The sequence below is a fragment of the Microvirga roseola genome, assembly GCF_020866965.1.
GTDB lineage: Bacteria > Pseudomonadota > Alphaproteobacteria > Rhizobiales > Beijerinckiaceae > Microvirga > Microvirga roseola.
In genome coordinates, this window is sequence record NZ_JAJATX010000019.1 from 27554 (window position 1) to 54370 (window position 26817).

At 59.5% G+C, this 26817-nt stretch carries 23 protein-coding genes; 9 read left to right on the forward strand and 14 right to left on the reverse strand.

Translation table 11 applies throughout. From position 1 onward, the window contains the following. The 4 genes from LG661_RS13030 (at position 1) to LG661_RS13045 (ending at position 2777) form a co-directional block, all read left to right on the forward strand. Positions 1-672 (forward strand): exopolysaccharide biosynthesis polyprenyl glycosylphosphotransferase, encoded by a 672-nt coding sequence (locus tag LG661_RS13030; protein ID WP_268995458.1) that lies wholly within the window; start codon positions 1-3, stop codon positions 670-672. A gap of 48 nt (positions 673-720) precedes the next feature. Next, complete coding sequence (locus tag LG661_RS13035) at positions 721-945, forward strand: hypothetical protein (protein ID WP_230532335.1); 225 nt, start codon at positions 721-723, stop codon at positions 943-945. Positions 946-961: 16 nt separating this feature from the next. Beyond that, a complete protein-coding gene (locus LG661_RS13040) occupies positions 962-1159 on the forward strand; it encodes a hypothetical protein (protein ID WP_230532336.1) in 198 nt (65 codons plus the stop codon). A 199-nt stretch (positions 1160-1358) separates the two neighbouring features. Further along, entirely contained in the window at positions 1359-2777 is a 1419-nt protein-coding gene (locus LG661_RS13045; RefSeq protein ID WP_230532337.1) for a mannose-1-phosphate guanylyltransferase/mannose-6-phosphate isomerase, read from the forward strand. A gap of 142 nt (positions 2778-2919) precedes the next feature. Here LG661_RS13045 and LG661_RS13050 read toward each other — a convergent pair whose 3' ends face one another. The 13 genes from LG661_RS13050 to LG661_RS13110 all read right to left on the reverse strand — a co-directional run bounded on the left by LG661_RS13050 (position 2920) and on the right by LG661_RS13110 (position 19760). Next, positions 2920-4263 (reverse strand): NAD(P)H-dependent oxidoreductase, encoded by a 1344-nt coding sequence (locus tag LG661_RS13050; protein ID WP_230532338.1) that lies wholly within the window; start codon positions 4261-4263, stop codon positions 2920-2922. Positions 4264-4309: 46 nt separating this feature from the next. Continuing rightward, positions 4310-4843 carry a dTDP-4-dehydrorhamnose 3,5-epimerase gene (gene rfbC, locus LG661_RS13055; RefSeq protein ID WP_230532339.1) on the reverse strand — a complete coding sequence of 178 codons (534 nt, stop codon included), beginning with the start codon at positions 4841-4843 and terminating at the stop codon, positions 4310-4312. A 76-nt stretch (positions 4844-4919) separates the two neighbouring features. Next, on the reverse strand, positions 4920-5966 hold the full coding sequence (locus LG661_RS13060; protein WP_230532340.1) for a GHMP family kinase ATP-binding protein: 1047 nt from the start codon (positions 5964-5966) through the stop codon (positions 4920-4922). A gap of 5 nt (positions 5967-5971) precedes the next feature. Next, on the reverse strand, positions 5972-7051 hold the full coding sequence (locus LG661_RS13065; RefSeq protein WP_230532341.1) for an NAD-dependent epimerase/dehydratase family protein: 1080 nt from the start codon (positions 7049-7051) through the stop codon (positions 5972-5974). A gap of 4 nt (positions 7052-7055) precedes the next feature. Then, positions 7056-8303 carry an HAD-IIIA family hydrolase gene (locus tag LG661_RS13070; RefSeq protein ID WP_230532342.1) on the reverse strand — a complete coding sequence of 416 codons (1248 nt, stop codon included), beginning with the start codon at positions 8301-8303 and terminating at the stop codon, positions 7056-7058. Next, entirely contained in the window at positions 8300-8953 is a 654-nt protein-coding gene (locus LG661_RS13075) for a D-sedoheptulose-7-phosphate isomerase (RefSeq protein WP_230532343.1), read from the reverse strand. Before LG661_RS13075 ends, LG661_RS13070 begins: the two co-directional genes overlap by 4 nt. Before the next feature lie 118 nt (positions 8954-9071). After that, on the reverse strand, positions 9072-10364 hold the full coding sequence (locus LG661_RS13080) for a glycosyltransferase family protein (RefSeq protein WP_230532344.1): 1293 nt from the start codon (positions 10362-10364) through the stop codon (positions 9072-9074). Between the two features lie 149 nt (positions 10365-10513). Continuing rightward, positions 10514-11974, reverse strand: a complete 1461-nt coding sequence (locus LG661_RS13085; RefSeq protein WP_230532345.1) for a phosphomannomutase — start codon at positions 11972-11974, stop codon at positions 10514-10516. Between the two features lie 92 nt (positions 11975-12066). Further along, positions 12067-13056: an NAD-dependent epimerase/dehydratase family protein gene (locus LG661_RS13090; RefSeq protein ID WP_230532346.1), complete on the reverse strand. Its 990-nt coding sequence runs from the start codon at positions 13054-13056 to the stop codon at positions 12067-12069. Between the two features lie 246 nt (positions 13057-13302). Continuing rightward, complete coding sequence (locus tag LG661_RS13095; protein ID WP_230532347.1) at positions 13303-14655, reverse strand: HlyD family type I secretion periplasmic adaptor subunit; 1353 nt, start codon at positions 14653-14655, stop codon at positions 13303-13305. A gap of 14 nt (positions 14656-14669) precedes the next feature. Continuing rightward, on the reverse strand, positions 14670-16475 hold the full coding sequence (locus LG661_RS13100) for a type I secretion system permease/ATPase (RefSeq protein ID WP_407666708.1): 1806 nt from the start codon (positions 16473-16475) through the stop codon (positions 14670-14672). A gap of 267 nt (positions 16476-16742) precedes the next feature. Next, the gene (locus LG661_RS13105; RefSeq protein ID WP_230532349.1) at positions 16743-18746 is read right to left on the reverse strand and encodes a hypothetical protein; all 2004 of its coding nucleotides are present in this window, start codon (positions 18744-18746) and stop codon (positions 16743-16745) included. A gap of 96 nt (positions 18747-18842) precedes the next feature. Further along, positions 18843-19760 (reverse strand): MSCRAMM family adhesin SdrC, encoded by a 918-nt coding sequence (locus tag LG661_RS13110; protein ID WP_230532350.1) that lies wholly within the window; start codon positions 19758-19760, stop codon positions 18843-18845. Positions 19761-20687: 927 nt separating this feature from the next. On the opposite strand from LG661_RS13110, the gene LG661_RS13115 reads away from it, so the two are divergent. Further along, entirely contained in the window at positions 20688-21272 is a 585-nt protein-coding gene (locus LG661_RS13115) for a hypothetical protein (RefSeq protein ID WP_230532351.1), read from the forward strand. Positions 21273-21329: 57 nt separating this feature from the next. On the opposite strand, the gene LG661_RS13120 is transcribed toward LG661_RS13115, so the two are convergent. Beyond that, positions 21330-22064, reverse strand: a complete 735-nt coding sequence (locus LG661_RS13120) for a TerC family protein (RefSeq protein WP_230532352.1) — start codon at positions 22062-22064, stop codon at positions 21330-21332. 580 nt (positions 22065-22644) lie between these two features. Between LG661_RS13120 and LG661_RS13125 the strand changes: the two genes are divergently transcribed. The 4 genes from LG661_RS13125 (at position 22645) to LG661_RS13140 (ending at position 26754) form a co-directional block, all read left to right on the forward strand. After that, complete coding sequence (locus LG661_RS13125; protein WP_230532353.1) at positions 22645-22854, forward strand: hypothetical protein; 210 nt, start codon at positions 22645-22647, stop codon at positions 22852-22854. A 312-nt stretch (positions 22855-23166) separates the two neighbouring features. Next, a complete protein-coding gene (locus tag LG661_RS13130) occupies positions 23167-24645 on the forward strand; it encodes a calcium-binding protein (RefSeq protein ID WP_230532354.1) in 1479 nt (492 codons plus the stop codon). Positions 24646-25078: 433 nt separating this feature from the next. Beyond that, positions 25079-25600, forward strand: coding sequence for a response regulator (locus LG661_RS13135; protein WP_230532355.1), 522 nt, complete (start codon positions 25079-25081; stop codon positions 25598-25600). Positions 25601-25914: 314 nt separating this feature from the next. Further along, positions 25915-26754, forward strand: a complete 840-nt coding sequence (locus LG661_RS13140) for a response regulator transcription factor (protein ID WP_230532356.1) — start codon at positions 25915-25917, stop codon at positions 26752-26754. The last annotated feature ends 63 nt before the right edge of the window (positions 26755-26817 follow it).

Genomic DNA, 26817 nt, shown 5'->3' on the forward strand with positions numbered 1-26817 from the left:
ATGGAATCGCGCGTCGAAAATCTCTCCGCTCGTGGAGCTGCTCCTCGACGCACAAGCAGTAGATCCTCTCGGGCATCATCGCGGCCCGAGATGGTCAAGCGCGCGCTCGATCTGACCGTCGCGCTGCTTGCTCTCTTCTTTCTGCTCCCACTGTTTCTCGCAGTCGCCTTTGCGATCAAGATCGACTCCAGGGGACCAATCTTCTTCTGGCAGACGCGCCGCGGTCTGAATGGCCGCCCTTTCAGAATCCTCAAATTCAGAACCATGACCGTTCTGGAAGACGGCGGCGTCATCGAGCAGGCCAAGCGAGGGGACGCCCGGGTGACGCGGTTGGGAAAGGAGCTCCGCCGGACGAGCATCGACGAGCTGCCGCAGCTCGTGAACGTCATTCGAGGAGAGATGTCGCTGGTCGGACCACGGCCTCACGCCCTTGCGCATGATGAGTATTACGGACAACTCATCGAGAATTACAGTGCGCGGCATTCCGTCAAGCCCGGCATCACAGGCTGGGCCCAGGTCAATGGAGCACGCGGCGAGACGCCTGAAGTGGCCGACATGCGACGCCGGGTTGAGCTCGATCTTTGGTATGCCGACAACTGGACGGTGGGACTCGATCTCAGGATCATCGCCACCACCGCGATCCAGGTCGTCCGCAATCCGGACGCGTTCTGACCAAGCGGTAAAGGAGAGGTTTTATGGACTTGAGAGGGTAGAATCCTGATGAGTCGCTTTATCATCGCCCACCAACTCGATGAATGGGTCGTCACCTTTGCCGGCGAGCGGTTTGCTGCATTCACAAGTCGCGAGGAGGCAGAAGCAGTAGCCCTGGTTTCCGCCGAGAGCCTCGCTCGAAGCGGACAGGCGGCCTCAGTCCTGATCGTTCCCGACGGCCTGAATAGCCTGGAGGGAAGTCCGCCCATGGAAGCCTCTCCTTCTTCCGTATGAAGAAGAGGCCTCTCCCATGACCCTGCTCGATGCATCCGCAACAGGCATGCCCGCCATCGCCCGATCACCTCAGCTCTTGACCGAAAGCGGCCCGCAGATGGGGCTGAACGCAAGGAAAATTCGTCTTGAGCTGCGCACCGAGGAGGCAAAAATTCCGCATTCCGCTGGAAGCATCACAACAGTATTGAAATTTCATTTCATCAAATATTCGTAATAATTCATAAGAGGTATCATTCTAATACTTCAAAATACCTCTTCATCGCTACTCTCAAATGAGAAACATTACCTTACGTTACTTGCCGGATCCACGGTACGGTGCCAGTATCATACGAAATGTCAGCGGCGAGCCGCCAGGCCTTGGAAGACAGGTCGCCGCCTACGCCAGATTCACATCCAGCCCAGGGCAAGAATGCATGCGCAAGATCATTCCCGTTCTGATGTCCGGCGGCAACGGCAGCCGGCTTTGGCCCCTGTCGCGCGAGGCCTACCCGAAGCAGCTTCTCCCGCTTCTCGGCGAAAACACCCTCCTGCAGGAGACCGCCCGCAGAGTCATGGACTCGCCCCTCTTCGAGCCCGTGATGATCATCGCGAATGCGGAGCACCGTTTCATCATCGCGGAACAACTGCGGAAGATCGGCTGCAGCGACGCCAGGATCGTTCTGGAACCTTTCGGCCGCAATACCGCTCCTGCAGCCGCGATCGCCTGCATCCTCGCTCACCGGCAGGATCCGGACAGCATCGTTCTTTTGATGCCGGCGGATCACAGCATCGAGGATGTCTCCGCCTTTCATGCAGCCGTGGAGGCAGGCCTCCCGGCTGCGGCGGAAGGATCCTTCGTGCTCTTTGGCGTGACGCCCAACAGCCCTGTGACAGGGTACGGCTACATCCATTATGGCAAGAGCACCTACAGCAACAACATCCATCCCGTGGTCGGCTTCAAGGAAAAGCCGGACCGCCAGACTGCCGAGCAATACCTTGCCTCTGGAGAATACGCGTGGAACAGCGGCATCTTCCTGCTGCCGGCCGGGCGTTTTCTGGAGGAACTCGAGCGCAGCGACCCTCACCTCCTTCAGGCCTGCATCGACGCGATCGACGACGCTGCAACCGACCTCGACTTCCTGCGCCTCGCACCGGATGCCTTCGCGCGCGCGACGAATATCTCCATCGACCATGCCGTCATGGAGGGCACTTCCAATGCGGTGGTCGTGACGGTCGACTTCAGCTGGTCCGATATCGGAAGCTGGTCAACCCTTCACGAGAAGTCGAAACAGGACGGCGACGGCACGGCTACGCAAGGCGACGTCATCACGATTGACACGAAGGACTGCTACATCCGCTCGGATGGACCGCTCGTCGGGGCAGTCGGCGTCGACAACCTCCTGGTCGTCGCGACGTCAGACGCCATTCTCGTCGCCCGCAAGGATCGCGACCAGGACGTCAAGCTGCTGGTGGAGAGGCTCAAGGCCGCCGGGCACAATGCCGCACTGAGCACGCCGCTCGTGCATCGTCCCTGGGGCTCCTTCCAATCCCTTGAGGTCGGGAACCGCTTTCAGGTCAAGCGGATCACCGTGGCGCCGGGCGGAAAGCTCTCTCTCCAGAAGCATTTTCACCGCGCAGAGCATTGGGTGGTCGTCAGCGGCACGGCCCTTGTGACCAAGGACGCGGAAATAACGCTCCTGCGTGAGAACGAGTCTATTTACCTCCCTCTCGGCTGCATGCACCGCCTCGAGAATCCGGGGCGGGTTCCTCTCGACCTCATCGAAGTTCAATCCGGGGCCTATCTCGGAGAGGATGACATCGTGCGGTTTGAGGACGTCTACGCTCGCGATTGAGCGATACCGTACGAGGACCGTTGCCTTCCGCAGCGGCTCGTTACGAAGCAGCTCTCTCGTCTGGCAAAAGAAAGAGCCGGTTTCTCCCACTGAGAACCGGCTCTTTCTTTTCCATGGTCGGCAGCCGCACGCGGCTGCCCAGCTATGAATAGGCCGCCACGCGCACCGTCTGGATCTGCGAGCCGGCCGCATCTCTGAAGAAATAGGCATCCTGCTCGGCCCGCAGCTTGTCGCACAGGCGCCCCGCCGGGAGTTCGATATCGGCATAGGTCAGGATCTCGTCCTTCCCGATATCCCGGCGAAGGCGGCACCCTTCCGCGAGGCCGATCGGCAGCAGGCGCTCGGCCTGCACCAGATCTGCGTTCTCGCACAGCCCGTAGGTCGTGTAATGCCCCAGGCCGTCGATCACCTCCCCCGCCTTGAGATCCCGCTTTGCCGCCGTGATGACATCGACGCAGGGGCCTGCGAGCGGTGCGATGGCTGCATCTCCGAAGATGACCGCACGGGCAACGGTGGTCGGCACCTCGAAATGGCACAGGTGGTACGGCCAGTAGAAGCAGTACAATGGTCCAGGCCCCATCTTGTACAGAGATAGGTAATGCTTCTCGACCTGGTCGTCCGTCGTGCCGAGGACGAAGATGCCGGGGTTCGGCATGGCGCCGACGCAGTAATCGACGATTCCCGGCCCGGACATGAGATCCTCGAGGGGGTACCAATTGACGGATTCCTGGATCGGCGTTCCAGGCTCCACCGTCGGACCATACATCCCGCGCTTTGCCACACGCATACCGGTCGCATTGGCGACGATGGCATTCTCGAACGAGATCTTGGTGCCATCCGCGAACGAAGTTACCATCGGAGCCTTCATGCCCCACTTCTTTGCAAATCCCTCCTGGGTCGTCGGGTTACGATAGGGATCGTGCAGCCCCTTGATGTTGCCGCACAGGACCGGCTTGACGCCCAGGCCCTTCACCCAGCGATAGAGATTCATGATCACGCCGGGCTGGTCGCCCTCCGTGTTGGTAATGACAACGCCGGCGCGGTCGGCATAGACCTTGAGGATGGGTCCGAGCGTACCATCGAGCTCGGCATTCATCATGATGATGTGCTTGCGCTTCGCAATACCGCGCATCACGACGTGAGCGGCGTACTCGATGGAACCGGTCACCTCGAGGATGGCATCGACGCCTTCGGCATCGCAGAACAGCATGGGATCACTCGTGATCGAGCGCTGGCCGCTGGCGATCGCATCATCCAGCTCGGCCGCGGATTGTACGACCCTGACGTTCTCCCCGCCCGCTTCCGCGTAGGCCTGGCGGGCGCTTTCAATACTCCTGTTCGCGATCGCGACCAGCTCCATACCCTGGATGTAGTGGAGCATCTGGCGCGCGATACCCCGCGCCATGAATCCTGCACCCACCATGGCCACGCGAATGCGCTTGCCCGATCGCTCGAGCTTCTCCAACTCCCGGTCGACGATGAACATCTTGTATCAGCTCCAATAGTGTCCTGATGAACAGAGGGTCTGCCGCTCACGCGGCGAAGTCGGGCCAGCTCCGGTCCTTGTCGGAAATGACGGCGGGCTCCGAAACCGGCCAGGTGATCCCGAAGGTAGGATCGTTCCAGCGGACGCCCCGCTCTGCTTCAGGCGTGTAGAATTCGGAGACGAGGTAGGTGACCTCCGTCTCGTCCTCCAAGGTCAGGAAGGCGTTGGCGCAGCCCTTCGGGACAAGGAGGCTACGGTAGTTGCGGGCCGTCAGCTCGATTGTGATATGCTGCTTGTAGGTCGGCGAGTCAGGACGAAGGTCGAGGAGGACGTCGTAGATGGCTCCTCGGGTGCAACGGAGAAGCTTGTCCTCCTGGTAGGGAGCGACCTGATAATGAAACCCGCGAAGGGTGTGCTTGTACCGGTTGTAGGAGATATTGATCTGGGCGATGTGCTCGGGCAGCCCCATCTGCTGGAACTCCCTCTGGCACCAGCCTCGGGCGAAGAAGCCCCGTTCGTCCTCGCGCTTTTCCAGTTCCACGATATAGACACCGGGAATTTCAGTTCTCTCGAAAAACACCTTTCGACCTCCATCGCAGCCCGCATCCGAGGCGGGCCATTCATCTCGCCTTCAATGCTGGCGCTGCCGGTTCGCCTTACAGGCCCGAGGGGTAGAGAACGCAGGAGCCATGAACCTCATAACCGAGCGAGACGCAGGCCAGGTCGGAGAGCGCCTCGCGAACACGTTGCCGGTTCTCGGGCATAACGATGAACATCAGGAAGCCGCCGCCACCGGCGCCACAGAGCTTCCCACCCACGGCCCCGGCCGCCATCGCCCGGTCATAGATGTTGTTGATGAACTCGTTGGAGATGGCCGAGGCAAGCTTGCGCTTGACCTCCCAACCCCGGTGGAGCATCTGCCCGATCTGCCGCGCGTCGATCTCACTCCCGGAGCAAAGGGTGCCCAGTTCGTAGGCATCGTCCCGGATCCTGCGTAGGCTCTCCATATTGCGGGAGGTGTTGGTCTTCTGCTCGCTCAGGATGGAGCTGGCAGGACGCTGGTGTCCGGTCCAGAACATCATGATGTTGCTGAAGAGCAGTGCGACTGCGCCGTTGGCAGTATGCTGCGGCTCGACGGTCACGGTCCCGTCCGGACCGAACCGGAACAGATTGAGCCCGCCATAGGCAGCCGCATACTGGTCCTGTTTCCCGATGGGCTGCTTCAGGACCTGCATCTCGATGTAGCAGGCCTCCTCGGCGAGCTGGCCGGCCGTGACCCTCTCACCCCGGAAGGTGTGAAGCGCATTCAGCAGGCCCACGGCAAAAGCGCTGGAGCCCCCCATGCCGGTCGAGGCCGGCATGTCCGCGACGGTGCTGATGTAGATCGGCGGATCGATCTCAAGAAACCGAAGGCACTCGCGAGCAATGTCGTTCTTGATCTCATCGATCCCGTTGACCTGCTCCGTCTGCGAATAGTTGATCCGGATCGGCTCGTTGAAGATCTCGCTATGCCGCTTGACGGTCACATAGACGTACTTGTCGACCGTTGCGCTCAGAACAGCTCCTCCTTCTAGACCGTAGAAGTCGGGAATATCGGTTCCACCCCCGGCGAAGCTGACCCGAACGGGCGTGCGCGTGATGACCATCGGCGCCGTGCGCTGGCTGGCGATATGCGGCCTGACAGTCCATTCCTGAACAGACATTGTTTTCACTCCGCCGCCACTGCCGGCTTCATTCCCTCGGGCGCTGCGCTCTGCGTCCAGCGTAGCTCGTCGTTGATCAGCCCGTCATCCATGAGGTGCTGCAGCCATTTCAGGCGGGTGAAGCGCTTGTCGACGTAATCCTCATACGTAAGGCCCGCCTTCCGGAACGTCTCGTAGAGCTCCTGAGCCCCTTTCTCGGCGTTCCACAGGAAGCGGAACTCCGGAAAGGTTCGAGCGAACTTCGAGAAATCCGCCTTATAGGTCCGCTGATCTGCGCCGGGATGGGGATCCATCACGATCTCGCAATTTGGAACCGTCCTGAGCACGATCTCCGCCAGGTCGCGCACCTGATGGTTCAGCTCGTTCGCGCCTACATTGAAGGCCTGGTTGTGTACGTCCTCGAGGGGAGCCTCGAGGATGGCCTGGAATGCCCGGGAGACATCCTGGACATGGACAACCGGACGCCACGGCGTACCGTCGCTGTGGATCGTCACGCGTCCTTTCGTGAAGGCGATCCCCATGAGGTTGTTGAGAACCGTATCGAACCGCATGCGGGGGGAGAGGCCGTAGATCGTCCCATTGCGGCAGAGCGTCGGGGAAAAATTGTCGTCTGCCAGTTGCGTGAGGCTCTCCTCCGCTTCGACCTTCGAGCGTGCATAGACCGTCTGCGGCGCAAGGGGAGACGTCTCATCGACGACCGATGCCTCCGACATGCCGTACATGATGCAGGACGATGAGAAGATGAACCGCCGGATGCCTGCATCCTTGGCGATTTCGGCGAGGCGGATCGTAGCCTTTCCGTTGATGTCGCTGGTCCATTCCTCGTTCAGATTGCCGATGGGATCGTTGCTCAGCGCGGCAAGGTGGATGATGGCGTCGACACCCTGAATGTCGTCAGGAGTGACGTCCCGGATGTCCTTCCGGATCGTCGGGATATCGGCCAATTCCGGGACCAGCGTGCAGCCCTCGTAGTAATCCGTGTCGAGGCCGACGACATCATAGCCCTGGGCTTGGAACCAGGGCGCCATGACTGAGCCGATATAACCCTTGTTGCCGGTGATCAGGATTTTCTTGGAAGTAGTCATGTGCTCAGTGCATCCGTTTTGCTAGGAGGTCGCGGGTAATCTCGAGAAGCGAGCGGGACTCGGTCACCTGCTCGAAGGGGCATTCGGCGCTCGCCGCCGCCATTCCATCGCGCTCGTCGTCACCCACGAGGAGCGTGCGGGAGAGGTCGAGATGGAAGTCCTTCTGGGCGCTGAAGAGCATACCCGGCTTGGGCTTCCGGCAGTCGCAGCCTGCGTCCCAGTCGTGCGGGCAATAATAGATGGCCTCGATCGATCCGCCGTTCTGCTCGACCTCCAACGTCATCCGGTCATGGATGCTCTGGAGGTCGGCGCCGCTCATTGCACCCCGTCCGACGCCGGCTTGATTGGTGACGACGATGACCCGGAAACCCGCCTCATGCAGAAGACGCAGGGCCTCCAGCGAGCCGGGCAGCCATTCCCATTCCTGCCAGCTCCGGACATAATGGGCGCGCGGCTGCTTCCGGTTCAGGACACCGTCACGATCCAGGATGATCGTCGGCTGGCGTTGCAGAAATGCTTCCGTGTCCGGCAGCCGGTTGAGCGAGCCGACGCTGTAATAGCGGTGATCGCTGACATAGGCAGCCAGCCGTCCCTGCTGCGCCAAAGGCGTATAGAGAGCCTCTTCGAGAAGAACCTGCTCGTCGGGAAGCAGCTCAAGCGCAAGGTCGGTCAGGATCGCATAGCTGATCTCGACCCCCTGGAGATTGGGAGCCGTCCGCGTCCGGTCGAAAACCTGGACGTTGCCATCCTCGTCGACACGCACGCAGCCGCGGGAATATGCATCCTTGTTGCTGTAGACCGTGAGGAGCCCTGCCTTCCCCATCTGCCGGAACCGCTGCCACAGGCTGTCCATGCTCATGGGCCAGTAATTGTCGCAGTAAAGGAGGAGAAAGCAGGGATCGATCAGGTGGCGGGCGTGAGCCACGCGTTTGGAGGTCAGGTCATCAGGCTCGGTGACGGCATACTCGATCTGAATCCCCCAGCGACTGCCGTCGCCGAAGTAGTTCATTACCACATCAGGCAGGTAACCGAGGAGCAGCAGAACCTTCTTGAAGCCTTGCTCGCGCAACTGCTCGATCTGGTATTCCAGAAAGGGCTTGCCCAGGACGGGAACCATAGGCTTGGGCCTGTCGTCCGTGAGCGGCCGCATCCGGGTTCCGCGCCCTCCTGCAAGGATGACTGCTTGAGTTGGACGGCGATAGACCCGCCCTTCCACGTAAGCTTCATCGGCGGAATGCAGGTTTGCATTCATTCACCGGCCTCCGGGTAGTCGGAGACCAGGCATCGTGTGATGGCGTGGGCAATGATCGAGTGAGCATCCTCCACCAGCTCGTACATTCCCTTCGGGGTCTGAATCAGCACGGGCTCGTCGACGAGACTTCTGAGTTCGCCGCCATCGAACCCGAGCAGGGCGACCGTCGTCATATTTCGCCTGCTGGCCACTTCTACGGCACGGACAAGATTGGGCGAGTTTCCGCTCGCGGAAATGCAGATCAGGACATCTCCCGGATTGGCGAAATTCTCCAGCTGGCCGGCGAAGACCTGGTCGTACCCTTCATCGTTGCCGAGCGCCGAGAACCAAGACGTATTATCCGAAAGCGACATGACCCGGAACGGAAGGCGACCTGAGCGCTTGGTGGCCTTCCCGAGATCGTTGGCCCAGTGGGATGCCGTCGATGCGCTGCCGCCGTTGCCCGCGATGTAAACTGTCGCCCGCTTGTCGCGGGCTTCCCGGAGGATCTGAACGACACGCTGCACGACCTCCAAGTCGATCTCGCTCAGCACACTGCTGACGCTGGAGATGTGGGAAGACAAGAGAGCTTGGGGCGAATAGGCACTGCGCTCGATAATCAGCATATATTTGGGCCCTATCAGATGATCGGGAGAACGGCGGCTGCGCACGTAGTTATTGCTACATATTACCTTTTCACATCATCTCCGCCCGGGTTATCTGGAGGGTTGGAAGTGGATCAAAATAGGTATGGCGGGATGCGCGCAGAGCGCTTTGCCACTGCCTTCGTCAGCCAGCATTGACGGCAGTCGGCCGCACCTTCATTTCAAGGGCTGCCTCAGCCGTATTGGCAGCATCGTTAAGTCGCGATTTACGCTGCTGCAGCTTGGGCAAAGCTTCTACTCCGATCGTGTTGATCATCTGCTCCCAGCGATATGACCAGTCATGCCTCCTGAGCGATTGGATGACATTGACGTGCCGGATGCGCTCCATGCGAACGCTCTGGGAGTCCAGCTCCTTCAGAACCGCCCTTGCATCTTCAGGCTTGGCAGGAACCCTCACCACCGCATCCGGCCAATCGAAGAGCTCATTGAATTCGGGGCATTGCGGTGGCTCCCCGATCATGACCGCGCCGCCGGCAGCACCCTCGAAAAGGCGAGAGGGCACCACTTGTTCGTCCTGTACCTGCCGCGCCTTCGAAGTGGCGATAGAGGCAGGACTGAAGGCGATGAAGTATCGGCTTCGCTTGATATTGTTCATGACCAGGAGGCGGTGCTCCCGCCAGTCCTTCATGCGCGAGTCCGAACTGGCCAGACTATCGTAGAGATAGAAAATCTCCTGCTTCTCGGCCATTTCGACCAGCTGCCTGTGCAGGCCGGCCGGCCTGTTGCCGATGGAATAGACGTCGATGACCCGCTCCGGAGGCTTGGGGTAAGGCGTAGCGGCCAGGCAATCGGTACCGGTCGGCAGGAAGGAGCACGGGGTATCCGTGTAGCGCTGAAGCTTTGGAACCGCCGCCCGATGCAGAAGGAAGACATGATCGAACTGATCCAGCATCCTGAGGTATGCCCTGTTTTCCTCAAGAGTACTGACCCACAGCTCATGCATGAACAAAACGGCCTTCGCACTTCTCTCCCGCCAATGGCGGATCCGGGAGAGTTCCACGAGGGCGTTGGGGCTCCAGGCAATATAGGCGAATAGCTCATACTCCTTACTGCCGAGGTCCACCGGAGTGATGGTTGGCGCGTTCTTCATACCCAGCCCTTTGCGGACGCCGTTGACGAGCCTGTTGAAGTCCCGCTGCACGTTCAGATCATCATTCGGCGGAAGAACGCGTCCGAAATACTGCTTGAGATACTGGTGTACGGGAGGCGCAATCAGCTCGGCATCGTCGCATTCGGCGATGATGCGGCAGAAGTCGTAAGACAGTGCGAAATGCGCACGCTCCTTGGCGTTGTAATCCGATGCTATCAAAACGCGTGCGCTCAACATCCTTCTCCTTAGAAGCGGTTCAACTCCGCACAGCGCCAGATTTCGGCCATTCCATTGTCGATAACAGCCGAGGACGATCCGGTGACACACGAACGAGTTCGATCATGAGATACCAAGGTATCGCATTTGAGAGCGGATGGTATCCGCCGAGGAGTGGGCAAGCGATTGCTGAGGAGGCGAGGAGGGATTACCCAATGAGGATGTTGGAGCAACAACCGCTTCAAGGTCCCGGCATCAGCTCAGCGCGTGTACTGCTCCGCCGCCGCAATCCCCCAGCTCAACAGCTTTTCCGCACGCTCCGGCGTTGACGCTTCCACATAGACCCGCAGTTCCGGCGCATTGCCTGACGGACGGAAGTGCAGCACATCCCCTGTATCTGCAATCAGGCGCAACCCATCGCGGTCATCTCTCTGCGCAAGGGCGCCGAGTGGCGCCAGTATCTGCTCAAGGAAATTCTTGTCCTTCGAAAGCCTGGAAACGAAAGCGGCGCTTTTCTCGGTTGCGACGTTCTCAAGCCGGTCGCTCAGGGCAGCCTTGAAATGGAATCCGGAGCCGATCTGTGCGAGCGTTTCGCCCCTCTCAACGACCTCGGCGAGAATGCAGAGGATCGGCAGCATTGCGTCCCTCGTGGGCAGAGCTGAGAGCTGACGCTCGTTCCGCACCGCTTCCGTTCCGAGGAGGACGCCGCCATTGGCTTCGAAGCCTACGATGGTGCGTCCTTGGGAGGAGACAGCAGCTTCCGTCATTCCCGCGATCACATAGGGTGAGCCCACCCTTGTGCGGACGACCCGAGCGAATGATCCGCCCTCCTCCAGGGCGGAATTCGAGGTGACCGGGGTAACAACTGTATCGGCCTTGAGGAACTTTGCGGTGATTGCCCCCACGAGGTCGCCACGCAGGAAGTTTCCAGTTCCATCAGCGATCAGGGGGCGGTCTGCATCTCCGTCGGTCGAGACGATGGCGTCGAGCGATGCTTCCTCGGCCCAACGCCGCACCAGCACCCGATCCTCCTCGCGCAGAGCCTCCGTATCGACTGGAATGAAACGGTCCGCGCGGCCGAGGGGAACAGCTCTTGCACCGAGCGCTTCGATCATCTCGACCAGCAGATCGCGGGCGACCGAGGAATGCTGATAGATCCCGACGGCTAGGCCCGCCAAGGCGCGATGCCGGAAGAAGTCGAGGTAGCGCGATTTATAGGAGGCGAGCGGGTCGGACTCTGGTGCTCTCCTATCATCGGAGCCGGGACGACTGGGCACTGCGCCGATCGCCAGGCGTGCGTGCCAGGCAGAGATCGTCTGCTCGTCGTTCTTGTCGATCTCGCCCAGAGTGCGGTAGAATTTCAGCCCGTTTCGGTCCTCCGGAATATGGCTCCCGGTGACCATGATCGCGGGCCGGCCCAGTCGCTTTCCGTCATAAGCCAGAGCAGGCGTCGGAAGCTCGCCGCAATCCTGCGGCATCAGGCCTGAATCCAGGAGCGCTGCGGCGCACAGGCGGGCGATCTCCGGGCTGCTGCCCCTCAGATCCCGCCCAATCAGAACCGTATTCTGCGCAAGCGCAGCCGAACCGTCCTGCTTGAGCATCTCGGCAAAGGCTCGGGTATAGGCATAGGCTGGAACGCCGCACAGGTCCGTGACCAGGCCACGGAGACCGCTTGTTCCGAACTTCACGGAAGAATGGCCGCTCTTCGGGGCTCCATCCATCTCGGCCTCACCTGCGCAGGGCGTTCATGGTCCATACAAGGACGTCACGGTCAAGAGACCGCGACGCCCTCAATGAGCGAGGGTCTGCAGGCTTAGGCAGCCGCCCGATGGTTCCGGCCCCTCGTCCTCTCGACCTGCTCCGCAATCCAGGCATAGGTCTTGCGCAATCCAACCTCAAGCGGCTCGTCCGGCGCCCAACCCAAGCGCTTGCGGATCAGTTCGTTGTGGGAGTTGCGTCCGCGCACGCCCACGGGCCCCGGAATGTTGCGGATCCGCAGGTTCTTGCCTGCGATGGTCATGATCATCTCGGCAAGTTCGTTGATCCTCACCATCTCCTCCGAGCCGATATTGACCGGACCCTCGAAATCCGAGCGCATGAGCATGATGGTGCCCTTGATGCATTGGTCGATATAGAGGAACGAGCGGGTCTGCTGGCCGTCGCCCCAGATCTCGATCTCCCCTCCATTCTCGGCCTGCGCCACCTTGCGGCACAAGGCGGCGGGCGCCTTCTCCTTACCGCCGTCCCAGGTCCCTTCGGGGCCGAAGATGTTGTGATACCGCGCCACCCGGCACTGCATGCCGTAATTGCGGTTATAGGCGAGATAGAGACGCTCGGAGAACAGCTTCTCCCAACCATACTCGGAATCGGGAGCAGCCGGATAGGCGCTGTCCTCCCGGGTGACCGGACGGTCGGGATCCTCCTGGTTATAGGCCGGATACATGCAGGCCGAGGAGGAATAGAAGACCCGCCGCACGTTCCGGCGCAGACACGCATCCAGAACGTTCAGGTTGATCGTCGCCGAGTTGTGCATGATGTCAGCATCGTTCTCGCCGGTGAAGATGTAGCCGGCGCCACCCATATCGGCCGCGAGCTGGTACACTTCGTCGAAGCGGCGGTCGATGGCGGCGCGACAGTTCTGAGGATCCCGCAGATCCGCAATGATGAAATCATCCGCTGCGGTCTCGCCGAAGGCCGGCATCTTCAAGTCGACGCCCCGAACCCAGAAGCCCTGCCTTTTCAGCTCCTTTACGAGGTGAGACCCGATGAAGCCGCCGGCGCCAAACACTAGAGCTGCCTTCATTCAATTAATCCTCATCATGCAAATTAGGCTTTCCAATAATTATTAAGCATGCCGCGGCGCAGCAATAACTAGGAAGATATACGACTTGCTTTAAAAGCCCTTCGCATACCTCGTAATCGCAGAGTTCAATCTATTCCGGCCGGCGCGGAACCTTACTGCGCTCTGGGCGTTATTGGGGCCGCCCGCAATGTGAGCAGCCCCAACAGCACTTTCGTACTCTTTGAACCTGATAGGTGCCGCAGGAACTCACAGCTCTCGGAAAGCGCGGCTCATGCTGTCCTTGAGCGGTTGCAGGAGATACTGGAGGAAGGTGCGCTCGGCTGTCTTGATATAGACCTCGGCCGGCATTCCGGGCGTCGGTGCAAAGCCCTCGATCTTTGCAATCTCTGCAGGCTCCGGCGCCACTCTGGCCACATAGACGTCGCTGCGTGTCAGCTGACTGGTTTCGTCCGGCAACGTATCCGCAGAGACGTAGACCACTTGGCCCGCGATCATCGGCGTGATGCGCTGCTTGAGGGCCGTCATCCGGATGATGGCCTGCTGGCCCATCTTGACGTTCTCGATGTCCTGGGGCCGCACCCTGACCTCGATGAGGAGGTTCTCACCGAGCGGGACGATCTCCATAACCGTCTTGCCCGGCTCTACGACGCCGCCCGGCGTGTGATAGCGCAGCTTGACGACGACGCCTTTGACAGGGGAGGTCAGCTTGATGCGATCCAGAACCCTCTGGGAGGCGAGCAACCGCTCCCGAACGTCCGCCAGTTCGGCCAGCGTCTCGTGCAGTTGCTCAACCGAGGTCTTGACCGCCGTGTTCCGTACACCGGCGATCTGCTCCTCCGAGCGGGCAATGCGCTCCTTGGCATCTCCGATATCGCCCGTCAGGCGCCCGACTTCTCCCTGGAGGTTCGCACGGGCGCGCTGCAAGGCCAGGACCTCAGATTTGCGGATCAGCCCGCTCTTGAGCAACTGCTCCTTCGTCTGAAGCTCCTCCTCGAAATAGGCGATCTGCTGGCGGACTGAGGCCAGCTGAGTCGTGCTTCCCTTGACCCGCTCCTCCAGGGCGTCGATGCCAGTCTTGATCGAGACGATTTCGCTTGCGAGACTCTTCCGGCGAGCTGCAAGCGTCGCGCGCTGGGCCTTCATGATCGTTGCGATTTCCGGGTCTGTGTCCCGATGGAGCTCCAGTTCGCGCGGAAATGTAATCTCGTCGGTATCGATCATCTCGGCGCGAAGGCGCGCCTCGATCGCCAACAGATGAGCCTGGCGGAGGGTAAGCCTGCGCAGTTCGGCCCGAGGTGTCGTCTCATCGAGTTCGAGGAGCGCCTGCCCCGGCTCAACAAGGTCGCCCTCGCGGACAAGGATCTCCTTGATGACCCCGCCTTCGAGATGCTGAATGAGCTTGTTCTGACCTGTCGCGACGAAAGCGCCAGGAGTGACGACGGCGCCGGCGATGGGCGCCATGCTTCCCCAGAAGCCGAAACCCATGACGCTGAAGGCCAAGATGCCGGTTCCTAGAAGAGTTGGAAGGCGCGTGCTGCGGGGCACGCTCGCATACCATTCCTGCTGCTTTTCGAGGATGAGAGGTGTTGTACGGGACATGATAATTGCTTGCCTCAACCTTCGATGATTGCCGGACCGTTCTGCGCCTTGCGGCCGGTGATGAGCGGGATCACCTCGTCACGGGGGCCGAAGGCCTGAACCGTCCCCTCTTTGATCATCATGATCTTGTCGACGCTCTTCAGAAGCGACGGGCGCTGGGTGATCGCGACGACCGTAATGCCCTTCTGCTTGGCACGGGAAATGGCCCTTGCTAGCGCCTGCTCGCCGGGGAAATCGAGGTTCGAGTTCGGCTCATCGAGGACGACGAGGCGAGGAGAGCCGAAGAAGGCCCGGGCGAGGCCGATCCGCTGCTTCTGCCCACCTGAGAGAGGGCTGCCGTCCATGCTGACGATCGTTTCATAGCCCTGTGCGAACTGGGAGATCATCTCGTGGACGTCGGCCAGTTCGGCCGCCTCGAAGATCTCCTCATCCGTCGCGTCGTCGCGCATGCGGGCGATGTTGGCCTTGATGCTGGCAGGGAACAGCTGAACGTCCTGCGGGAGATAACCCACGCTCTCGCCGAACTGCCGCGGATCCCAGTTGCGCAGGTCCATCATGTCGAGCCGCACATTGCCGGCGGTCGGCACGATCGATCCAACGAGCATGCGTCCCAGGGTCGACTTCCCGGAACCGGACGCCCCGACGATGGCGAGCGTCTCTCCCGGCTCGAGCTGGAAGGTGATGCCGTTGAGGATCACCTTTTTGTTCGGCGGCGGAACGTAGAGAACCCGCTCGACGCTCAACCGGCCCTCAGGCTTCGGCAGGCGGAGGCGCTCCTGGTTGAGAGGCGAGTTCTTCAGAAGCGTCTTGATACGGCCATAAGCCGAGCGGGCATGAATGAAGCTGCGCCACCCTTCAATGGTGCCTTCGATGGGCGAGAGTGCGCGGCTCGCAACAATGGAAGCTGCGATGACCATGCCGCCCGTCAGTTCGCCCCCCATGGAGAGCCAAGCGCCCCAACCCAATATGGCGATCTGCGTCGTCAGGCGAATGAACTTCGTAATCCCCGCCAGGATGATGTTGCGATCCTGCGCCATCACCTGCGCTTTCAGGGACTCGCAGGTTTCCCGGCCCCAGATCAGAACGCCCTCCGGGATCATGCCCATAGCGTTGATGACCTGCGCATTACGTGCCATGGCGTCGGCCTGAAGATTGGCCCGCGTGGCATAGGCGTTCGCCTGAGCGTAGGGAATGGCCGTCATCTTCTGATTGACCAATGCCATCACGAGCAGCATCGCCCCCGTTGCGGTGATGATGTACCCGAGCTCAGGATGAATCAGGAACACCGCCAGGAGATAGACGGGCGCAACCGGCGCATCCAGCATCATGAGCAGAACGGGACCGGTCAGGAAGCTTCGTACATGCTGGAGATCCCCAAGCGTCTGGAACTCCTTGCTCGACCCGTTCTGGGAAGCCTTGGCAGCAGCGCTGAGGACCGGAGCGCCGAGTTTGCTCTCTGCCTCCACAGCAATCCGCATCAGGATGAAGCGGCGCATCATATCCATCAGGACGTGGGCCAGGATCGCTCCGACCACGATGAGCGACAGCATGACCAGGGTGTCGGTGCTGCGGCTCGTCAGGACGCGGTCTGAGATGTTGAACAGGTAGATCGGAACGGCTAGCACCAGCACGTTCACGAAGAACGAGAAGATTGCGACCGTGATCAGGTTGCGCCGGCAGGAAGCAAGACCGCTTTTGAGGACGTCACGGAAGTCCCTGTCGCTGAGGCGCTGCTGCAAAGGGGGCGAACCGGACCGCCCTCCTCCTCCCGATCCGCCACCGCCCTTCTTTTCTTCCGTCGCCGGACTGCCCGGATCCATGTCTTTGGCCCTGTGATCCACAAAGGGAACGGAAGGCCGCACCTGAGCCGGCTTGAGCTGGGGAGCTTCCGCCCTGCCCTTGAGGGGCGGCTGCTCCGAACTTGTCTGCGGCGGCGCATCCAGCCATCTCTGCGGAGCGACCCGCGAGGATCGTGAGGCCTCGCCCTGCCTCATATTCAATCCCGCCTGCTCTTCATCGCTCGGCAGTAGTTTCAAGTGCCCTTTGTACATGCTCTTCCCCAGTCGATGCCCAGCGCGGAGAACGGCCTAAGTCAGGACGTTGCCGAATGAGTCGTGATTGTTGAAAACAGTCGACGTCCAGTTTTCTCCTTCATAGGCGTCCCCTTGCGGGTGATCGAGGAAGGCAACCAGTTCGGACACCAGCGCGAGCGGATTGCTCTGAGTGAGGGCAGATTCTTCCGACACCAGGTTCGCCTGAACGAGCGTCGAATCCTCGTAAAGAGAGCCGCCGAGATACTGCTTGTGGAGGCCGCCGGCGTTGATGATCTCTGCCATGTTGATGAGCGTGTTTCCGCCCGTAGACAGCCACTGCGTGCCCGATCCGCCGTTCATCTGAACGCCCAGGTCAGCGTCGGCGATCATGTTGACCTGCGAGATGACGTTAAAGTCGTAGTAGTTGCCCGTCACGAACAGAACATCCAGATTCCCGGAGGCGGCTCCGTAGAAGCTGGACCAGGCGTTGGCATTGAGGCTGTCCTGATTGCCGATGGCATCGATGAGGCTCTGCAACTCACCCGTGATGCCGGCAAACGTCGTTGCACCATGTTTCGTAATGGAGGCTTCGTTCTGAAGGGCATTCTGGCCCGTATAGGCGGCCTGACCGTCCCCGGCGGCGGCGCCATAGTAACCTCCTCCACCGGACCCGTACCCTACGACATCGTTGTCCAGGAGCAGGTTCACCTGCGAGATGATATTGGCGGAGTGATAGTCCCCGAGCACGATGATGACATCGTAGTCCTTGCCCCAGTCCACGAACTTGGCGGCGTTGTACTGCCCATTTCCGCCCGTCAGAACCTTGGAATAAGAATCGTACTGGGTTTGGATCGTAACATCGCCGTCATCGATGTAGTTTCTCTGGCTCAGGGCCTTGACGTCGAAAAAGTCACCGTCGACAAAGTCGACGTTGACGTTCAGATCACCAATCCCTCTGTTGGCATAGGTCTGCGCCACGATCTCCTCTATCGCAAGATTGGCGATGTTATCCGTACGGTTCTCGCCGCTTGCGAGATCAATCGGAAATGCTCCCCCGTCGAAGATCTTGTCCTTATCCTGCAGGATGTTGGCCTGATAGATGCTGTTTGTTTCGTAGTAGTCCCCCAGGACGATCAGGGTCGCAGGAGCCTCATTCAGGTCCCCGATGATAGCAGCGTTCTGCGCCTTGTTGGCTCCGAGCTCTGCGACCTGGCCCGGATCCGTATCGCCTTCTGTGCGCTCCGGGACGCTCGGCCTCTGCTGTCCTGTTTCGTCGTCGGATGAATTGTCAGCCTGAAGCTCGCCATTCACGTACCGACCGGGTGCGAGGACCTCACCGGTGATTTCACCCGAGCCGATAGCATCGTCATGGGCAATCACGGCATCCGTCCAGAACTGGGAGCCCATTCCCTGCTGCTGATGAAGATCCGGGATGAACTCAGCCGCTGCATCCATCATGTCGGAGACGCTGCTCCCGGTGCCGACATGATGCAGCCCGTCGAAGTCCTCACCGCCGTTGGAGAAGAAATCCCGATCCGAGGCGATGTTCTGCTGTGTGAGCGCAGCCACCTTCCCCATGGCGTCATCGGCATACTGGATCGTATAGACCGGCTCACGATCAGGCTGCTGCGTCGTCGGTTCCGGATCTAGAACCGGCTTCAGGTCATCGCCGGATGGCGGCGAGCCAAGAAACTCGTTTGAAACGATGATAGCCTCCCGGTCCGGCAGGTCTATGTTCGCTTCCGGTAGTTTCAGCGTCAGGATATCTGCATGGCCCGCGGCAATGGAACTGCCGATCTGATACTTCGCAGCATCGATATGCCCCATGACCTCATGGTTCTCATAGCGAGGCGAGTATGTGACACGGATCTCAATGCCTTTCAGCTCCACCGGATCGACCTGCGGTATCTCCTCCGGAGCGTCCTCGCCATCATAGACCTGGGACCGAACCTGGTATCCGACCTCGCTGTAGGTCAGCCGGGAGGCTGTATAATCCTCCGTCAGATGCAGATGTCCAGCAAAGTGCCAGATTAGTTCAGAGACTGCTTCCGAGTTCATCGATGGCTCCCGCTGGTGTAGTTGTCTTGAAATCGTCGGGCTAAGGAAAAGTGGCCCGCGCGGATGACCGCGCGAGCCTTTCGGAAGATTCTAGACTTAGGCCTCGCTGTCGATGTCGCCGCCGCCGGTCACGTTCAGGTTCATGACGTGGTACTGGATGTTGGCGCCCATCGAGATGGTCTGGTTGAAGGCGGCGTCCAGCGCTGCGTCTGCCTGAGCGTCTGCGCCGACATCGATGTCGTCATGCGCATCCTCGCCCTCAACTTCGACTTCCTGCGTGACACCCTGAGACCAGGCACCGGAGCCGACGTCATTGCCGGTCGCGACGTCGTTATCGACCATCTCGCTGACCTGCGTCAGGCTGAAAGCGTCGCCGCAGGAGCTGACGAGCGAGGCAACATCGAATTCCACGTTCTCAAGGTCCATCCAATCGGAGTCAAACGTGTTGAACGAGTCCGATACATCGACATCGATCCCAACATCGACGTTGGTGTTGCCGATGTTCTCGAAGGTGTCGTTGCCGATCGACACGTCGTCGTCGCTGTTGTCGTTGCCGACGTTCTCGAGAGCGACGTCCAGATCGGTATTGCCGACGTTGCTGAGCGTGTCGTTGCCGATGCTGTCGTTGCCGATCGCCACATCGTCATCGCTGTTGTCGTTGCCGATGTTCTCGAGGTCGGCATCGATGTTTGTGCTGTTGTCGTTGTGGCTGTCTTCGACGCTGTTGTCGTTGCCGATGTTCTCGAGATTGGCGTCGAGGTTGGTGCTGTTGTCGTTGTGGCTGTTCTCGACGCTGTTGTCGTTGCCGATGTTCTCGAGTTCAGCATCGACATCTACGTCCGTGCTGCTGTCGTTGTGGCTGTCGTCGACGCTGTTGTCGTTGCCGATGTTCTCGAGATCGGTGTCAACATCCGTGTCCACATGGTTGAAGCTGTCGTTGTTGATGTCGTCGCCGGCGGCAGCTGCTCCACCCAGGAGGGCGGCAGCAAGAACGGGGTTGTTGTTGTCCGACATGATATTGTCCTCTTTCTCGGTAAGAGAAGCATCGATGTCGCCATGAACCGCTCATCTTCTACGTGTGCGGCCTCAAAGCTAATGATGCTATCTGGGTTTCAAGTGGTTGGAAGTTCCAGTAGGGCCATGTTCTGCAAGACACAGATTTCCGGCCATCTTCAGAGATCTGGGTGAAGTATTGTTGGCACCTCCCCTTCTTTGCAGCATCCGCCGTTGCGGCTCGCTGCTTTCCGCGAACAGTCCCAGTCCCGCTTCTCGGGACAGGATGCGTGTTGTCGTTGAGGGAAATGCTCTCCATTTCCCCGTTCGAACGGCCTCAGATTTTGCAGGTCGCTCCTGGACCAGATGGCCCACTTCTCGATGGCGTACTCGACTTAGCCCCTAGGAGTAGATCTACTGCTTTGGAGGCAATGATCTCTTCAGGAAGCATTTGAACCGGGCAGCGCCGCTACTGGTTGCGCCCGGCACACTTTCGCCAAGATTTTTTCTTCTTCTCGCCGAAAGCCAGACTAGTAAAAGGCACTTCCCCCGAGTCGGTCCAGTCGAGCAAAAGTGGTAGCCCGCCCGAAACGAAGCCTAGTAGAGGCAAATATGCTCATGAACTGAAGGGGATGCACGGCTGACGAAGCGACGGAGAAAAGTTTGTCGACCGCGCCATCTAACTCCATCGGGTAACCCGGGTTCGGGAGTTGAAAGCACAGGACAAGGCGAGCCGCTTCAGATGAGGCGGGACAAGACTTCCTGCATTCAGAGACGGGCGCGAAGATAGCTCAGCCGCTCTGCATGGATGAAAGACGGAGATGCCACTCGGGATCTCCCGCGCACCAGCCTGCCGGTCATTGCGGTGCGGAAAAAGCGCCCTTCCGAGGCAATCGTCACAAGGGAAGACTGCACTATAATCTGCGGCTGAAGAGGAGCACCTGCTGCATGCCAGCCCGCTTGCCAAGCAAACCCGATTTCGAGGCCATCGAAGCGGCAGCGATCGATTCGGCGGATCACCGGACCATGGTCCTCGCCCTGATCGGCAATCTTGTCTTCAGCTGGTCCAACAATGAGAGCATGTTCATCTATGTTCTCATGATCCTCCTGGAAACGGACGAGGTTTCAGCCGCCATCGTCTTCGCAACGCTGAATACGACCCGGGCGCGGCTGGAGCTCGTCCAGCGTCTGGGGAAGGCGAAGGTCAGAGATCGTGACACGATGAAGTCGCTCGAACGGCTGATCGACAGGTTCAACGAATGCACCCGTGTGCGCAATGAGCTCAATCACTGCATGTATGCAGTCAGCGAGCGCGGTGAGATTACGCATACCCATGCCATGAGGATCAGAGAAAGCGCGGGGCGCCTGGTGCTGGGCGAGGTGCGTCCCATGGATGAGGCCCGCATCAAGGAACTGGCAAGGACCGTCAACGAATTGAAGAAGCTCAATCGCGAGCTTTGGGACTACCTGCCGCGCCTGCAAACCGCCATTGGCTCGGCGGAACGCAACCGGGCCCAAGCGCCGTCACCGTGACGTAAAAAATCCAGCCGACGGCTTAACGTCGGCTGGACCGCAGGCCTGCTGTTTGCCTCAGTGCCTTTTCTGCGCCCGCCTCGAGAGCATGTTCAACCCTTCGATCAGAGCCGAGAAGGCCATCGCTGCATAGATATAGCCTTTCGGAACGTGAGCTCCGAAGCCCTCCGCAATCAGCGTCATGCCGATCATCAACAGGAATCCGAGGGCGAGCATGACCACTGTCGGGTTGGCTTGGATAAAGCGCGCGAGGGGGTCAGCCGCCACGAGCATGACCGTCACTGCAGCCACGACGGCGACGACCATGATCGGCACATGGTCGGTCATACCGACGGCCGTGATAATGCTGTCGATCGAGAACACCAGGTCGAGAATGAGGATCTGGACGATGGCCGATGAAAAACTCAGATGAGCCCGCGGGCCTTCAAAGAGATCAGGGCCCGGATCGGGATCCACATTATGGTGGATCTCCTTCGTGGCCTTCCAGACCAGGAACAGGCCTCCGGCAATCAGGATGAGGTCCCTCCAGGAGAAGGCATGTCCGAAAGCCGTGAAGAGCGGCTCCGTCAATTGAACGATGATGGCAATCGTGCCGAGGAGGCCTAGCCTTAGGATCAGGGCCAGGGCGATGCCGATCCGGCGCGCACGGGCCTGCTGATCAGCAGGAAGCTTGTTCGTCAGGATTGAAATGAAGATAAGATTATCGATCCCGAGGACCACTTCCATGACGACCAGGGTCGCCAAGGCAGCCCACGCGGCAGGATCAGCCATCAAGACAGAGATCTGGTCCATGAAACATTCCCGTGTGAATCGGTTCCTTATATCCCCTCCGAAGTCCCTATCGGCAAGGGGCTATCGGCACCCGGCGATTGAAATGTAGTATCGCACGAAGCCAATGCCCCCTACGACAGAGACAAGATGGAACCGGAGGAGGCAAAGGAAGCGTTCTCTTTCGGATGACCCTGAGAGAATCGCGATGATTGGACACCTTCGGCTTTTCCTGGCGGCGGCTTCGCTATCGAGCCTGGCTGTTGGCTCCTCCGCCAGCCTCGCCCAAACCCGGCGCCCCTGGGTTGATCCACCGGCGGCCGGGGCACAGGCTCAGCCTTCCGTTTCCCGGCCGGGTGAGGCTCCATCGGCGCCGAGGGCGCCAGATCCCGAACCTCTCGCCAGTTCTGAAAGCACACCTTCTTCCGAAACTGCCGAGAAGGCTGACGCGCCCAGCGGGCGTTCCGACGGGGCGGAGGCCTCAGCCGTTGCAGAATCGCGAAAGCCAGCCGTCGAGGAGAAGCGTGACAAGGCTGCAGTCGAGCGCCAGAAAAAGCGTTCGTCCCGCCGCAACGCAGTTGCAGCCAAAACACAACGCGAAAAGGTGAGCAGAGAGCGGAAGGTCTCCCGCAAGGAAAAGCGCAGAGCAGCCGAACGGCGTACGAGAGTTACGCGCTCCGAGCGGATCCAGGACGGCCTCGAATCCGGTCTGCGCCTCATGACCCTGCGAACCATCCAGCTCCCGGACGGCCGACGCATCCAGGTCCTGGTGAGGCCTGACCCGGAAGTGGTTTCGGAGTTGATGGGCCGCTGAGAGACTTACTGTTGCTTGGGTTCGGCGCATAAGTATCGAACCGCGAAAGCCAGCTGAGCGGTCAAGCTCTGCCGCATATTCGCTCGGCAACGGGTTTGTCCGGGCTGACGGCGCAGGTGAACATCGACCAATAGTAGGCATCTTGAGCTAAGTCGAAGGACGCGTACACCTGTAGGTCTATACTGCTCGACGACGTAAGGCTTAGGCATGTTTACGCCGATACTCCTCATCGGCATTATATCCTATTGCGCGCGTTCAGAGCCTCCTCAGATCTGCTAGCTCTATCAACAAAGAGCACTTGAGGAGTAGAACATGACCCGGAGTATATCCGTATCCGGCTTTCAGAAAATCGGGCACCCGTCTTTTGGAAACGATACGGGCCACTCACGCACGGCTAGTTCCTCAAGCGGTCTAGCCGCGACCCTGAGTGGAGAGGCTAGCGCAGTCGGCGACAATACTCTCGCCGACTCGAATATATACTGCCGCACGTTCGACCGTGGCGCCGTTCAGGTCGCCTTCGGATCGGCATGGCTTACCGCCGCTGCCCAGTCGCAGCCTGGTGAAGTCGCTTACGCATCCGCCAGCAGCCATGTGGGCATTGCCGGAGCCGATCTCTCGCTGTCGTCGACAACGAAATGGTCGGGGAGCGGTGAGTATAACGGCCAATCCTGGGCGACCGAAGTATCGCACACGTCGTTCTTGGCACTCAACATCGTCGGCTGGAACGTTCCGCTCGGATCCAAGGAGACCTATGACACCGTAGAGCTGAACGGGCCGCAATATGCGCCTACAATTCAAGGCAATCTCTCCACCTTTGCCATCGACGCCAGAGCATATGGCGACAATTCCTACGTCAACGTCGACCAGATGTCACTGGCGACCGACGACTTCTCAACCAGCGCCACCACCGTCACAGCTGCCGTGGACAGCAGCGGCAGCGGAGCAGTCCCTATCCTGCGGGGTTTCCGCAGCGATATGATCTTCACCACCAATGCCGATACCTTCGTTCATGCAGGGGGCGGCAACGACTTCATCATGGCCGGAAAGGGCGACGATTGGATTTTTGGAGGTGACGGCAACGACATCATCTTTACCGGATATGGCAACAACACGGTCTTTGCCGGGAAGAGCGATGATGCCGTCACGGGGATGAGTGGCGATGACTGGATCTTCGGAGGTGATGGCAGAGACGTTATCGGCGCAGGATCGGGGAATAACATTGTCAATGGCGGCAACGGAAACGATGTAATCACCTGTGAAGCCGGGAATGATGTCATCAGCGGGGGGCTCGGGAACGACGTGGTTCATGCCGGAGGAGGTCGGAACTCCATACAACTGGGGACAGGCTCTCCGTATAGCGACGGCAACGACATCATAACAGCAGGAGGCGGCGATGACCTGTTCGTCCTGCACGGCAACTTCGGGCGTGACACCCTCAATGGCTTCAGCGTGAGCCAGGGCGACCGTCTCGTTGCACATGGCGGCTCCTGGAACATTGAGGACGCACTGGAGGCGCTCGACCAGGGCATCATTTCCCTCTCGCGCGCGAAGTTCGACCCGCGGGACCTGACCATCACGTTCTATAGTGAAGCAGGCAACTCCGTACTGACCTTCGACAATTTTTTCCAAACCAATTCCCAGTATGGGAAAGCGGCATGGCGTACACCTCTCACCGAGGCTCAAGCCTCTGCCATCGCTCAAGACATCTTCCTTGAGGGAGATTCGGCCCACACGGTCTCGGCTCGCGTCGACTATTTCGCAATAAGCGACTACCTGAGCCTTCTAGGCTAGATTTGCTTGCTCGGCGGCACGGTTGCCGCCGAATCCGCTCTCAACTCTTTACGACGTCGGATTAGCTTTCGGAGCGTGGTAGACGCGCTCCCGGTTCGGCATTGCGCACCACAATGGCGGGTAGCGGACTGCCTGATTGCGCCCAGTCAAAGCGGCGCCCGTACCTGTTGTACGGCGGCATTATTTATCAGGCTACAACTCGCAATCGTAACCACAAGCGGCAGAGAGAGAGCTAAGCCCTCATGCGCGCTTGGCGCATCCATTCACCTAACGGTTGATAGGCGGACAGATCTGTAGGCTGAGCATACGTCTTTTTTCAGCCCTCCAGCACCGCTCGATACAATTGGAGAGAACCCTGACTTCCCTTAGAATCCTTGCAATTCCTGTTTTTCGATGATCATCGCAGCGCTCTACGGATGGAAGGGTGATAGCAATGTACGCGTCTGAGCCCGAGGCTAGCAGAGAATCGGCAGTCGCAGTCGTTGACGCCATGAGCTTCAGGCGGGCTGGACTGATAGCAGTTCTCGATCCTTGGGCAGCGTCCCTGGGACTGACGCTCCTCCCAATGGACGTCTTGGACTTTCAGGCTTCCCTCTCGAGCAGGATGTTCATACTGAATATTGGAGGCCAGCTTATTTGTGAGCCCGATCACATCCAATGGCTCAGCACCGTTCGCGAGCAGAAATCAGGTGTGCCATTCGTCGTCATCTCCGACCGGGAGGAGCCGGAGGAGATGCTACGAGTGTTCGATGCGGGGGCTCATGGCTTCATACCTACAAGCACGAGGCCCGAGCTCGCCCTCCAAGCTTTGACCTTTATCCTGGGTGGAGGATCATTCTTTCCACCGACTGCGCTCCTTTCGTTCGCCCGCGACGCGGAAATCCCTGCCAAGAAGTCGGACCAGAGCTTCAGAAAAGCGTCTCTGCCGCCACCTCATTCCAATACACTGACGTAGCCCAGCACTATCCGCTGCTCAACCCTGCTGGCTCTTCCACTCATCTTGTGTCCCGGTCTATAGGCTTACCAAAAGGATTATGTCTCACCTTTGGGGCAGATGATGTCACTGGACATACCTTCGCCGGATGGTCGCCTAACTCCTATGATAAAAAACCTTGCGCCTTCAGTCTAGGTTGCGAAATCAGTTTATACTACTATCCTTACATGCGCCGGTTGTAGATCCCGGCGCAAAAGCAAAAAGCTTCTCCTCAGCTCAATTACAATTCGCGTCTCGCGTGTTCGGCTGGCTACAACGCATTGACCGGGGGGATTATGCCAACTCATTTCAGCAGCCATGAGGCTGAGAGCCTTGTCATTGCTCTCATCGACGCCCTTGAGTTCCGCCGTGCGGGCATAGCGCGCCTGCTGGAGGAATGGGCAGAAGCCAGCGGCATCTCCATAGCATCACTTGATTCGCCCTCAAGTCTCGCAGAAATTCGGCCTCCGAGGCAATGCAGGATGGCGATCCTGAGCATCGGGGCAGCTTATGTTGGGGATTCCAATATCAGCCATGCGCTTGAACAGATTCGAACAGCGGTTCCCGATGCGAGCTTGGTCATTCTTTCCGACACCAAGGAGCCGAGGCAGGTTGTCTCTGCATTCAAAGCAGGAGCTCAGGGTTTCATCGCCACAGGAACCGATCCCAATGTTGCCCTTCGTGCCTTGAGCTTCATTCTTTGTGGAGGAACATTCTTCCCGCCTCATGCACTTGCAGGCCTGCCTCAGCTCTCCGATACGCCCACCGGGGTACAGGCACATGCGTCACCTGGCCCTCATGGCGCCTTGATTGCTTCCGGAAACCTCACCGTCCGACAGAAAGAGGTTTTAGCCTGTCTACGTCTCGGCAAGTCGAACAAGCTGATCGCGCGTGAGCTTCACATGCAGGAGGCAACAGTCAAAGTCCACATTCGGCAGATCATGAGAAAGCTCGGCGCGGCAAACCGTACCCAGGCTGCACTGCGGGCAGCTGAGATGTCCGAAGCCGCCGACACCATAGAGGGAAGCCCGGCGACCTTGCCGGAACCACCTCCGCAAGGATCGCCCCTTAGTCCGAGAAGTGTTTCACCCGGGCCGTCCGCACCAGGCGTATTGTCTCCCAACCCCTCGAGATGAACTCAGGGCGATGAGTGCTGCAGGCGGCACCCTCCCCTGCAAAAGAAAGGCCGTTCTACAGAA